13 protein-coding genes are annotated in these 12,573 nt (G+C 58.5%); all 13 read right to left on the reverse strand.

Translation table 11 applies throughout. The features are described 5' to 3' along the window. Nucleotides 1–22: 22 nt before the first annotated feature. The 13 genes from JJQ76_RS05510 to fliN all read right to left on the reverse strand — a co-directional run bounded on the left by JJQ76_RS05510 (nucleotide 23) and on the right by fliN (nucleotide 12,552). Entirely contained in the window at nucleotides 23–2,116 is a 2,094-nt protein-coding gene (locus tag JJQ76_RS05510; protein WP_210395719.1) for a chemotaxis protein CheA, read from the reverse strand. Nucleotides 2,117–2,128: 12 nt separating this feature from the next. Continuing rightward, nucleotides 2,129–2,956: a protein phosphatase CheZ gene (locus tag JJQ76_RS05515; protein ID WP_210395720.1), complete on the reverse strand. Its 828-nt coding sequence runs from the start codon at nucleotides 2,954–2,956 to the stop codon at nucleotides 2,129–2,131. 10 nt (nucleotides 2,957–2,966) lie between these two features. Continuing rightward, on the reverse strand, nucleotides 2,967–3,338 hold the full coding sequence (gene cheY, locus JJQ76_RS05520; RefSeq protein WP_210395721.1) for a chemotaxis response regulator CheY: 372 nt from the start codon (nucleotides 3,336–3,338) through the stop codon (nucleotides 2,967–2,969). Nucleotides 3,339–3,425: 87 nt separating this feature from the next. Beyond that, nucleotides 3,426–4,145 (reverse strand): RNA polymerase sigma factor FliA, encoded by a 720-nt coding sequence (locus JJQ76_RS05525; protein ID WP_210395722.1) that lies wholly within the window; start codon nucleotides 4,143–4,145, stop codon nucleotides 3,426–3,428. 18 nt (nucleotides 4,146–4,163) lie between these two features. Then, nucleotides 4,164–4,988, reverse strand: coding sequence for a MinD/ParA family protein (locus JJQ76_RS05530; RefSeq protein WP_210395723.1), 825 nt, complete (start codon nucleotides 4,986–4,988; stop codon nucleotides 4,164–4,166). A 9-nt stretch (nucleotides 4,989–4,997) separates the two neighbouring features. Beyond that, nucleotides 4,998–6,458 carry a flagellar biosynthesis GTPase FlhF gene (gene flhF / locus JJQ76_RS05535; RefSeq protein ID WP_210395724.1) on the reverse strand — a complete coding sequence of 487 codons (1,461 nt, stop codon included), beginning with the start codon at nucleotides 6,456–6,458 and terminating at the stop codon, nucleotides 4,998–5,000. Between the two features lie 40 nt (nucleotides 6,459–6,498). Then, entirely contained in the window at nucleotides 6,499–8,568 is a 2,070-nt protein-coding gene (flhA, locus tag JJQ76_RS05540; protein ID WP_210395725.1) for a flagellar biosynthesis protein FlhA, read from the reverse strand. Between the two features lie 144 nt (nucleotides 8,569–8,712). Then, the gene (gene flhB, locus JJQ76_RS05545) at nucleotides 8,713–9,849 is read right to left on the reverse strand and encodes a flagellar biosynthesis protein FlhB (RefSeq protein ID WP_210395726.1); all 1,137 of its coding nucleotides are present in this window, start codon (nucleotides 9,847–9,849) and stop codon (nucleotides 8,713–8,715) included. Between the two features lie 4 nt (nucleotides 9,850–9,853). Beyond that, entirely contained in the window at nucleotides 9,854–10,633 is a 780-nt protein-coding gene (gene fliR, locus JJQ76_RS05550; RefSeq protein ID WP_210395727.1) for a flagellar biosynthetic protein FliR, read from the reverse strand. A gap of 7 nt (nucleotides 10,634–10,640) precedes the next feature. Beyond that, nucleotides 10,641–10,910, reverse strand: a complete 270-nt coding sequence (gene fliQ, locus JJQ76_RS05555; RefSeq protein ID WP_210395979.1) for a flagellar biosynthesis protein FliQ — start codon at nucleotides 10,908–10,910, stop codon at nucleotides 10,641–10,643. 19 nt (nucleotides 10,911–10,929) lie between these two features. Next, nucleotides 10,930–11,670 (reverse strand): flagellar type III secretion system pore protein FliP, encoded by a 741-nt coding sequence (gene fliP, locus JJQ76_RS05560; protein WP_425515223.1) that lies wholly within the window; start codon nucleotides 11,668–11,670, stop codon nucleotides 10,930–10,932. Beyond that, nucleotides 11,667–12,089, reverse strand: coding sequence for a flagellar biosynthetic protein FliO (gene fliO, locus JJQ76_RS05565; RefSeq protein WP_210395728.1), 423 nt, complete (start codon nucleotides 12,087–12,089; stop codon nucleotides 11,667–11,669). The genes fliP and fliO overlap by 4 nt, the downstream gene beginning before the upstream one ends. Nucleotide 12,090: 1 nt before the next feature. Next, nucleotides 12,091–12,552, reverse strand: a complete 462-nt coding sequence (fliN, locus tag JJQ76_RS05570) for a flagellar motor switch protein FliN (RefSeq protein WP_210395729.1) — start codon at nucleotides 12,550–12,552, stop codon at nucleotides 12,091–12,093. Nucleotides 12,553–12,573: the final 21 nt, after the last annotated feature.

A 12,573-nucleotide genomic window follows, 5' to 3' on the forward strand; every position in this document is an offset into this window, starting at 1 on the left:
CCTTGTCCCTTAACGCACCCCGTCAACGAGTCGCGTATTGCTTGAGCATACTGGGAATATCCAGAATAAGCGCGATCCGGCCATCACCGGTGATAGTGGCACCCGCCATACCAGGCGTGCCTTGCAGCATCTTACCCAAGGGTTTGATGACGACCTCTTCCTGGCCGACCAACTGATCCACGATAAAGCCTACCCGCTTGGTGCCCACCGTCACGATCACAACATGGCCGTTTTCCGGCAACGCTTCTCCGTAACACCCTTCAACCAGCCAGCGTTTAAGGTGGAACAGGGGCAGCGCTTTTTCCCGCACTACCACCACCTCCTGACCATCAACCACGTTGGTCTGGGTCAGGTCGAGATGGAAAATCTCATTGACGTTCACCAGCGGCAGCGCGAAAGCCTGATCCGCCAGCATGACCATCAGGGTCGGCATGATCGCCAGCGTCAGGGGTACTTTAATCTCGATACGAGAGCCCTGCCCGGGGACTGAGTCGATATTGAGGGTACCGTTGAGCTGGGTGATCTTGGTTTTCACCACATCCATGCCGACACCACGGCCGGAAACGTCAGAGATCTCTTTCTTGGTGGAAAAACCCGGCGCAAAGATCAAATTAAAGGCTTCGTGGTCGGAGAGTCGCTCGGCGCTGTCCTCATCCATCATCCCCTTGTCGACAGCCAACTGGCGCAGCTTGTTGGCGTCCATGCCGGCACCGTCATCTTGAATCGCCAGCAGAATATGATCGCCTTCCTGCTCGGCCGACAGCACCACATTGCCCATGCTGGGCTTACCGCTGCTCAGACGCACATCGGGCGCTTCCACGCCGTGGTCAACCGCGTTGCGAACCAAGTGAACCAGCGGGTCGGCCAAGGCTTCGACCAGATTTTTGTCCAGATCGGTGTCTTCTCCGCGCAACTCCAGATTCACCTCTTTCTTCAAGGTTCTGGCCAGGTCACGCACCACCCGAGGAAAACGCCCAAACACCTTCTTGATCGGTTGCATGCGGGTTTTCATCACCGACATCTGCAGGTCGGCGGTCACCATATCGAGGCTGGAAACGGCCTTGCCGACCTCTTCATCAGCCACCTTGTTACCGAGCCGCACCAGTCGGTTACGCACCAGCACCAGCTCGCCGACCATATTCATGATCTCGTCCAGACGCTGAGTATCCACCCGCACCGTGGTTTCGGCAGCGGCGGGCTTGTCCGCTTTCTTCGCCGCCGCGCGCGGCGCAGCAGGTTTTGGCACGGCTGTCTCTGCGGCCGGCGCAGGCGCTACAGCAGCAGATTGGGGTTGCGGCGCAGGCGGAGGCGCTGCAGCTTCGGTTTCGGCGACACTGCCGGCGTCTGCCGCAGCAAAGGCGCCTTTTCCCTGGGCCTGCAGTTCGTCCAGCAGCTTCTCGAATTCATCTTCGGAGATCAGCTCATCATCACCACTCGCCGGGGGTGTCTCTGCACCAACAGCGGCGGGCGCCGGCTCCGATGCAGAAGACTCGACGACACCACCATGTTTGCCGGCACCATGAAGCTGGTCCAGCAGCGCTTCAAACTCATCATCCGTTATTTCATCGTCGCCACTCGCGGCAGGCACCTCCGCAGCGGCAGGCTCGACCGGCATTTCGGTTCCCAGAGCACTGAGCATCTGATCAAACTCGGCATCGGCGTCACCGCCGGTGGCAGCCGCCGGTGGCTCGGCAGGCGGCTCCGGAGCCGCTGGCGCAGCCGGGGCTTCGCCTCGGGTCAACGCATCCAACGCCTGAATCAGTTCCGGTTCGGCGACCTCCGGATAATCTCCGGCGCGCACGCTATCAAACATCTCGTTAACGCTGTCCAACGCGCGCAGAACGACATCCATCAGGTCGGTTGTGACCGGAATCTCGTGGTTACGCAGTTTATCGAACACGTTTTCGGCAGAGTGGCAACACTCGACCAAGGGGGTCAGCTGCAGGAAACCAGCACCGCCCTTGACGGTATGAAAGCCGCGAAAGATGGCATTGAGAAGATCGGAATCCTCAGGCCGGTGTTCCAGATCCACCAGCTGTTCGGATAACTGCTCAAGGATTTCGCCGGCCTCGACCAGAAAGTCCTGCAGAATCTCTTCATCTACGTCCAGGGTCATGCACTCTGCTCCTCAGAATCCAAGGCTCGAGAGCAGGTCATCCACCTCGTCCTGACCTGCTACGGCTCCTTCAGCTTCACTGGCCAGCACCTGGGGACCTACCCCCTGGGCATTGCTCTTGTCAGCCGATTGTTCTTTCTCTTTATTCTTCTCTGTCGCCGCTTCGTTCTTGAAACCCGAAATCCGATCGACCTTGCCCGCTACAACCACCAGATTCAGCAGGCTTGACTCCACATCATTGACCAGCCCGATAACCCGCTTGATCAGCTGTCCGGTAATATCCTGGAACCCTTGGGTCAGCAGGATTTCGGTAAAGTTTTTGTGCAGCATATCGGACCCACGTTCGATCTCCTGCAAGAAAGTCTCAGTGGTGCGCCCCAGGTCCTTGAGTTCACTCAAGCTGCTCTCTTTGTCGGCGAGCTGTTTCCAGTCCTGCCGCAGTAGCCGAGCCTGCTCTCCCAGCTCCTCGGCGATAGGCATGCTGGCATCGACCATATCCATGGTGGTATTGGCGGCGTTTTCGGTCAGAGTGAGCACATAATTAAGACGCTCGTTGGCGTCCGAGACTTCACTGTGGGGTTCGTCGTCCTCATGGGATGTCTGGTAGGCCGCGGTTGCCTCCACATCCATGTTGAACTGTTTGATCGCCTCATGCAGCCCTCGGGTCAGTCGCCCGACTTCGGTGTAAAGCATAGTGTTACGCGCGTCGCTTAACTGCGCGAGTATCTGCATGGCGCCGGCGAAATCGCCCTTATTTAGCAGCTGCACCAGTTCCTGCGCACGATCCTGAAGCATCTGCTCGAAGTTCTGCAGGTCGGCTGATTCGTCAAGCCCTGACATATAAGCCTCCTCAGCCGATGCGTTCGAATATCTTTTCGATCTTTTCTTTCAACACTGCCGCTGTAAATGGCTTGACCACATACCCGTTAACCCCGGCCTGCGCGGCGCGGATAATCTGCTCACGCTTGGCTTCAGCCGTCACCATCAAGACCGGCAGTTTAGCCAGCCCCGGATCCGACCGAACCTGCTCCAGCAGCTCCAGACCCGACATGCCAGGCATGTTCCAGTCGGTCACCAGGAAATCGATCCCGCCATTTTTAAGCACAGGCAAAGCCGTGCTACCGTCATCCGCCTCTACGGTATTATTGAAGCCAAGGTCCCGAAGAAGATTCTTGATAATCCGTCTCATGGTCGAAAAATCGTCGACGATGAGGATCTTCATGTTTTTGTCCAAGGCGACCTCCGTCATGCCCAGCTATGCGATTATCCCGCTCAGTATCAGAACCCTGACGAGAGCATTTCGTACATATTAGATGGCGCTACTCCAACTTGCTAAGCGCCCACGCAGGCGCAGCGCCGCCTGACTGTGTATCTGACTGACCCGCGACTCGCTTACACCGAGCACCTGGCCAATCTCCTTTAAATTCAATTCTTCGTCGTAATAAAGCGCGAACACCAGGCGCTCGCGCTCCGGTAGCCGACTGATTGCATCAGCCAACGCCGTTTGAAACGCATCCTGCTGATGTTCCGCAAAGGGATCCGGAACATCACCCGCCAATTCATCAACCAGGGTACTGTCGCGCCCTTCACGCACCTCGTCGATGCTGAACAACCGGCTGCTGGCGCTATCGCGCAACAGGCTATGATATTCATCCAGGCTGACCCCCATCTCCCGGGCCACATCAGCATCCTGCGCGTCGCGTCCCGTACGCGCCTCAACAGCCTGAATACAATCGGAGATTCGGCGACCGTTGCGATGCACCGAACGGGGAGTCCAGTCGCCACGCCGTACTTCGTCGATAATGGCGCCACGAATGCGAATGCCGGCATAGGTTTCAAAGCTGGCACCCTTGGAGGCATCATACTTACGCGCAGCTTCCAGCAGGCCGACCATCCCGGACTGAATCAGATCTTCGAGCACCACACTCGAGGGCAGCCGCGCAAGCAGGTGATGCGCAATCCGCTTTACCAGCGGCGCATAACGCTCAACGATATCTGCCTGCGAATCCGATTCTAACTGGCTGTACATGAACACCCTTAAACCGCGTCAGCGCTGGTTTGGCATTCGCACCAGCCGCTCTACAAAAAACTCCAGATGCCCTCGCGGAGCCGACATAACCGGCCAACCGAGCACCTTCTGAGCAAGCTTACCAAACGCCTGGGCCGCCGCGCTGCGGGGAAACGCCTTGCAGACCGGCTGCTGCTGTTTTACCGCTTTCCTGACCGACTCATCATAAGGTATTGATCCTACATATTGAAGCGTAACATCGAGGAAGCGGTCTGTGACCGTGGTCAACTTTGCGTACATATTTCGGCCTTCCTGCTCGCTTCTGACCATATTAGCCAGAACCCGGAAGCGGTTCATGCCGCAATCGCGGTTGAGCAACTTGATCAGCGCATAGGCATCGGTAATCGACGTTGGCTCGTCACACACCACCACCAACACCTCCTGCGCCGCACGAACGAAGCTCACCACCGACTCGGAGATACCCGCGGCGGTATCCACCACCAGCACATCGATATCATCCTCGACCTCACTGAAAGCATGCACCAGCTCCGCGTGCTCATGCGCGCTCAGGCTAACCAGCGACTGGGTTCCGGACGACGCAGGAACGATACGAATACCGCCCGGGGCATCGATCATGATATCGCTTAGACGACACTCGCCCGCCAACAGATGAGAAACGTTATAGACCGGACGCAACCCCAGCAGCACATCAACATTAGCCAACCCGAGATCAGCGTCCATCAACACCACCCGCCGGCCCGCCTGCGCCAGAGACACGCTGAGATTGACCGACACGTTGGTTTTGCCGACCCCACCCTTGCCACCGGTGACGGCGATAACCTGAACAGGGTGCGGGATACTCATCAGCGCGCCTTAGACCGCGTCACTGATGCGCGGAATCACGCCATCAGCAACCGGCTCTGCCACCGCGGTTTGCTTTTCAGCCATCACCACCGCGCGACTGACCAACGCTGTCGCTCGGGCAACATCGATATTGTCGGGAATCTTCTGCCCATCAGCCAGATAGGCCAGCGGCAAGCGGCATTCGACCACCGTACTCAGAACTTCGCCGAGACTGACCGCCTCGTCCATCTTGCTCAATACAACCCCATTGAGCCCCAGCTCCTTGACGTAGCCGTAGGCAGAGCGGAGCACCTGGTACTGCGCCGTGCTCGGCAACACCAACAGTTTTTTGATCCGGTGCCGGCTATCGGCCAACATCGCCAACTGCTCGGCACGCTGGGCGTCGTTACCGCCCATGCCCGCGGTGTCTACCAACACCAGCCGTTTGTCGCGCAAGCTGTCGAGCGCTTCATCCAGAGGACGGTTCTCATCGACCACCCGCACCGGAATATCCAGAATGCGACCAAAAGTACGCAACTGTTCATGGGCAGCAATGCGGTGGGAGTCGGTAGTCACCAACGCAATACCGGAACTACCATGCTTTAGCACGTAGCGCGCCGCGAGCTTGCCGATAGTCGTCGTCTTGCCAACGCCCGTCGCCCCCACGAAGGCAACAATGCCGCCCCGATCCACCAGATCCTCACCCACCGCAGGCACCGCATCGGCGAGCCGGGCCAGCGCGATCTTCCAGGCCCGAGCAGCATCAATCCCCTCTTCAACACCCTGAACCAGACGACGCGCCAGAGTCTCGCGCAGCCCCACTCTGGCAAAGCGGTCGAGCAACCGCCGCTGCAACGGACTCACATCCGATATTGTCGGCTTGGCCGGCGCCACTGCGGCCGGCGCTTGGGACTGAGCCAACTGCGCGCGCAACAACCCCTTCAGATCATCGATCTCGGCGCGCATCGCCTGTAATTCACGATCGCGCTCAGTGGCAGCCGCCACTGCAGCCGGTGGCGCCGCACTCACCGCAGGCTTATCTGCGTCGCGCTGCCCGCGGCGCTGAAGATGCGCCAGCACCTCGTCCCAGGCATCATCATCCAGACTGATCTGCCGGTTTTTCCCTTTTGGCTGCAGCAGCGTGACCTCACCACTCTGGGCACGCGCCTGGCGCTCAGCCAACTGCCCCCGCGCACGCCCCATCTCCGCATCCAAGCGTGCTGGCCGCGAGGCGGCACCGCCCATCAAGGCGCTTAGCTGCCGCTGTTTACGCTCCTGTTCCCCCGCCTGCTTCAGGGTTTCCGGCCGCCTGGAGACAGGACGAGACAAAGAGTCCCGCGACTTGGGCGCGTCATATTCAAGCGCCACCACAACCTCAACACCGCCGGCGACACGATTATTGGAGAGGATAACGGCATCTGGACCAACCTCGTCACGCACCAGACGCATCGCCTGACTCATATCCGGAGCAAAGAAGCGCCTGACCTTCACGCCATCTCTCCCATCTGAGCCATCGATTCACTCCTTGCCATTAGTTTCCACCCACGGTAGCCACGATCGTGACCTGTTTATTCTCCGGAATCTCCTGATAGGAGAGCACGTGGACCGGCTGCGTACCATAACGTACAAACCGCGCCATCAACGGCCGGATCGGCGCTGCCACCAGCAGCACTGCCGGCTTGCCCGCAGCCTCCTGGCGCTCGGCCGCCTGATTCAACGACTGCTGCAAACGCTCCGCCATTCCCGGCTCCAGCGCCAGGCCCTCTTCGGCTCCACTTTGCTGGAAAGACTTAAGCAACAACTGTTCCAGCTGGGGATCGACAGTAATAACCGGCAGCTCCGGCTCGCCACCATTGATCTCCTGTACAATCAGCCGCGCCAGCGCCACCCGCACCGAAGCCGTCAAAGCGCCAACATCTTGACTAACCGATGCCGCATCCGTCAAATTCTCGGCGATTGTTCGCAGATCTCGCACCGGCACCTGCTCCCGCAGCAGGTTCTGCAGCACTTTCAACAGCACGCTGACCGAGAGCTTATTGTTCAACTCCTCCACCAGCTTCGGCGACGATTTACCCAGCAGTTCCAGCAACTGCTGAACCTCTTCATGCCCCAACAACTCCTGCGCATTCTGGGACATCACCTGATTCAGATGGGTCGCCACCACCGTACCGGCATCCACCACGGTGTATCCCAGCGTCTGAGCATGATCCTTCTGCCCCGCCTCGATCCAGATCGCATCCAACCCAAACGCCGGATCTTTGGTTTCGATCCCCTTTAGCGTACCGAACACCTGCCCCGGATTGATCGCCAACTCGCGATCCGGATACACTTCAGCCTCGCCCACCGTCACCCCCTGCAGGGTAATGCGATAACCGCCGGGCACCAGGTCCAGGTTATCCCGGATATGCACCGACGGCACCAGAAAGCCGAGATCCTGTGACAGCTTTTTGCGCACCCCGCGAATCCGCCCCAGCAGCTGACCACCCTGGGCACGATCCACCAAAGGAATAAGACGATAGCCCACCTCCAGCCCGATCATGTCAACCGGTGCCACATCATCCCAACCCAGTTCCTTGTGCTCCACCTCAGGCTCCGGCGCCGCCTCTTCAGCCTGCTCCAGCTGCGACGCCTTCAACTCTGCCACACGATTCTTGCGAGCAATCAGGTAAGCACCGCCAGCAGCAATTCCCCCCAACCCCAGGAAGGCCACGTGAGGCATTCCCGGCACCAACCCCATGATAATCAGGATTCCGGCCGCAACACTGAGCGCACGGGGGGTGGCGAACATCTGATGGAGAATCTGCCCGCCCATATCCGAGCTGGTATTAACCCGGGTGACCATGATGGCGGCGGCCGTGGAGAGCAACAGCGAGGGAATCTGCGCCACCAGACCATCACCAATGGTCAGCAACGAGTAATTGCGCACAGCCATATCGAAACTGAGATCATGCTGGGCCATACCGATACCCAGACCGCCCAGAATGTTGATCACCAGGATCAGGATGCCAGCCACCGCATCGCCACGCACAAACTTGCTGGCACCATCCATTGAGCCGTAGAAATCCGCTTCCTGCGTAACATCCTGACGCCGGGCCTTGGCCTCATCCTGCCCAATCAGGCCTGCATTGAGATCCGCATCGATCGCCATCTGCTTGCCAGGCATGGCATCCAAGGTAAAGCGAGCGCTTACTTCAGAGATACGGCCCGCACCCTTGGTTACAACCACAAAGTTGATGATGACGAGAATGGCAAACACCACCAGACCCACGACATAATTGCCGCCAATCACCACCTCGCCAAAGGCCTCGATTACCTTACCCGCCGCATCGCCACCCTCGTGCCCGTAGAGCAACACCACGCGAGTTGACGCAACATTAAGCGCCAGCCGTAGCAAGGTAGCGATCAACAAAATGGTGGGGAAAACGGCAAACTCGAGCGGGCGCAGGGTATAGACTGCCACCAGCAGCACGACCAGCGACAGGGCGATATTGAAGGTAAAGAATACGTCGAGCAGAAACGGCGGCATCGGCAGCGTAACCATCGCCAACACGATGAGCAGCAGCAGCGGAATCCCCAGATTCCCCTGCGACAGACTACGCATATTGCCTACCAAGGCCGAACGATCCACACCTATCCCCGATCGAGCGCTAACGACCTGCTACAGCCGAAGCGTCAAATTAATGACAAAAAAGCATCTAAAGGATTGATAACGCAAAAAGCGTTCCAGAACGTTCTTTTTTTGACACTAATCGTCTCGACGGAGGTCGTCCGGAATAGGAAGATCACCCAGGTCGCCAGGCTTCGGACCTCGCCGGCGCTGGTATTCACGCAGCTGATAGACGTAGGCCAGTATCTGCGCCACCGCCACATAAAGCCCCTCGGGAATCTCCTGCTCGAGCTCGGCATTAAAGTAAATAGCCCGCGCCAGGGGCGGTGCGGTGACCACCGGAACATCATGCTCGGCGGCTATCTCCCGGATCTTGAGCGCAACCTGATCCACCCCTTTGGCGACTACCACCGGCGCGGACTGTTCCTGATCCCGATAGCGCAGCGCCACTGCGTAGTGCTCGGGGTTAGTAATGACCACATCCGCCTGCGGCACCTCGCTCATCATCCGTCGCTGGGCGATTTCATGTTGCAGCTGGCGAATTCGCCCTTTCACCTCGGGCTTACCCTCGGTGTTCTTCATCTCGTCTTTAACCTCTTGCAGGGTCATGCGCAGCTTTTTCTGATAGTCATAAAGCTGATAAGGCACATCCACTGCGGTAATCAAAATCATGGTCGAGGCCATCAACAGGAATGCCCAGGCCAGGATCTCGACCCCATGCCGCATCGCCGTGATCACATCCTGGTTGGCAAGGCCTAGCAACGCTTTCTCCTGCATCACCAGCACCACAACCGAGAGAGCGCCCACCACCAGAAACTTGGCCAACCCCTTGAACAGCTCAACCAGCGCCTTGAGGGAAAACATCCGCTTAATCCCTTCCAGCGGATTGAGGCGACTGAACTTGGGCGCCATCGCCTTGGCGCTGAAGTTCCACCCTCCCAGAGCAATGGGACCCGCCAGCGCCGCAATGACCAGCAACAGAAACAGAAAACCCAGCCGCCATCCCATCTCGCCCACCGAGTGGCCCAGATGCATAAACATCTTCTGAGGGTCGAAGATATCCTGTCGCGAAAGGGTGAAATTAAATTCCATCAGGGCCGCCAGCCCTGTACCCACATGACTACCGAGAGTCAAAAAGCAGGCCGCCGCCACCAGCAGCAACACCGTCGTATTGAGCTCTTTAGAGCGTGCAATATCGCCCTTCTCCCGGGCGTCGCGTAGTCGTTTCGCCGTGGGCTCTTCGGTTTTCTCCTGTCCCGTCTCCTGCTCAGCCACGCTACTAACTCCTGATCAACAGGGCGCCGACCATATCCAGCGCCTCGGTAGCGATACGGTGATACTGACCAACGAAATCTGACAGCGCCACCCAGGTAATAAACAGACCAAACAGCATGGTAAACGGAAAACCGATAGCAAAGATGTTCAGCTGCGGAGCCGCCTTGGTCATGATACCAAAGGCAAAGTTCACCACTAACAGCGAGATCACTGCCGGCAGCGCCAGCACCAGCGCACCGGCAAACATCCAACTGCCACTCGCAACCAAGCGCCACAGCGACTCGCCGGCAATCCCCCCCTCGGTCAGAGGCAGGATAGTGAAGCTGTCAACGATCACCGCTACCAGCACCAGATGCCCATTCATGGACAGAAACAGCAGCATGGTCAGCATCAGATAGAACTGCGACAGTACCACCACCGAAACCCCGTTGGTGGGGTCAGAGATGGAGGCAAAACCAAGACCCATCTGCGAGGAGATCAGCTGCCCACCCAGAGTGAACACCTGAAAAAAGACCTGCACCATAAAACCCAGCGCAAAACCGATCAGTAGCTGCTGACCGACGATCAGCGCCAGCTGCGGCGACAGCCCTTCCGGCGTCGGCACCTCCGGCAGCAACGGCATCACCAGCAGCGTCAGCGCAACGGCGAAGCCGAGCCGGATACGCACCGGGACCAGCTGGGTACCGATCATCGGTACCACCATCACAAAAGCACCGATCCGGAACAGCGGCCAGAGAAAGCGGAACATCCACTCCACCAGCTCGGGTACGCTCAGCGCCAGCATGATGAGATCACCCGATCAACAGCGGAATATTGGTGAACAGGAAGTTAAAATAATCGGTCAGTTTGGTCAGAATCCAGGAACCAGCGACCATTACCGTTGCCAAGGTCATCAACAGGCGCGGCAGAAAACTGAGGGTCTGTTCGTTAATCTGGGTGGCAGCCTGAAACACCGCGATAATCAAGCCCACCACCAGACTGGGAGTGATCAGTACCGCCACGATCAGGATCACCAGCCAAAAGGCATCCCGAAACAGATCAAGCACCACTTCGGGTGTCATCACAATGCCCTCCCCGGCTCTAAGTACCGAAACTTGCGGCCAGCGTACCAATCACCATCGCCCAGCCATCCACCAGCACAAACAGCATGATCTTGAACGGCAACGAAATAATTATCGGCGACAACATCATCATCCCCATCGCCATCAACACCGACGCTACCACCAGGTCGATTATTAGGAAGGGGATAAACAGCATAAAGCCGATCTGAAACGCGGTTTTCAGCTCACTGGTAACAAAGGCCGGCACCAGAATACCGAACGGCAACTCCTCTGGCGAGGCTATCGGCCCGCTACCTGAGATACGCACGAAGAGCGCTATGTCGTCCTCACGGGTTTGCGCCAGCATGAAGCTGCGAAAAGGCTGAGCTGCTCGCTCGACGGCCTGTAACGCGTCCAGCTCTTCATTGAGGTAGGGCTGCACCGCCTCAGCGTTCACCCGGTCCAGCACCGGAGTCATAATAAAAAAGCTCAGGAACAGCGCCAGCCCCACCAGTATCTGGTTCGAAGGCGTCTGCTGCAGGCCCAGCGCCTGACGCAGGATAGCGAATACAATGACGATGCGGGTGAAGGAGGTCATCATCATGACGATGGCTGGCAGGAACGTCAGCATCGTCATCAGGATGAGGATCTGCAGGGTCACCGAGTAACTGGGATTACCCGCGTCATCGGTGGTCACCGTCACCGCCGGTATACCGGACGGCTCGGCCCAGCCCAGCGCCGGCAGCAACAACAGCAAGAACGGCAACCAGCGTAGCATCATCCGCGCCCACTCCCGGACCGCAGCGCCTGTTTCAGGCGCTCACGAAACTCCCCACCACCCGGGCTGGCCGTATCCAGTACCGGCTCATCAAAACGCTGCAGCAAGCTGACCCGCCCCGGAGCGACGCCGAGCAGCAACTGCTGCCCGCCGATGTCGACCAGCACCACGCGCTCGCGGGTACTAAGGGGCAGCATCGCCACCACCTTCATCCCCTTGGTCGCAAAGCCGGCACCAGCCTGCATCCGACGCATCAACCAGGCCAGCACGAAGATGGCGGCCACTACCAGCAGCAACGCCAACAGCACCTGAATGATAGAGCCGGAGCTGACCGGACTAACAGAAGACGCGGCCCCACTGGTTGCAGCCTGCGAGGCAACAGGCAGCAACAGCAACAGAGCCGGTAAGAGATGCTGCCGCATGCTAGCGCAGCTTACGAATACGTTCTGACGGACTGACGACGTCGGTCAATCGAATCCCAAAACGCTCGTTGACCACCACCACCTCTCCATGCGCGATCAACGTACCGTTGACTTTGATATCCAGCGGCTCACCCGCCATGCGATCCAGCTCGATAACCGAGCCCTGGCTCAACTGCAACAGATTACGGATCGCAATTTCGGTGCTGCCGACCTCCATCGAGATCGACACCGGGATATCAAGTATGACATCCAGATCCGGATTTGAGACCGGTCCCGAGCTCTCATCCTGCAACTGGTCCAGCTCCACCGGCTCGGCATCCTCTTCGACACCCTGCTCGGCCATCGCCGCAGCCCAGTCATCCTCTACGGCCGCAGCATCAGTTGTGGTCTGCTCTTCCAGCGCGGCGGCCCACTCGTCGGCCATCGCCTGTTCGTCTTCGGGGGTCTTATTGTCGTCGCTCATTCGCTCTTTCTCTCAGCCTGT

This window comes from Motiliproteus sediminis, assembly GCF_017912535.1.
GTDB lineage: Bacteria > Pseudomonadota > Gammaproteobacteria > Pseudomonadales > Balneatricaceae > Motiliproteus > Motiliproteus sediminis.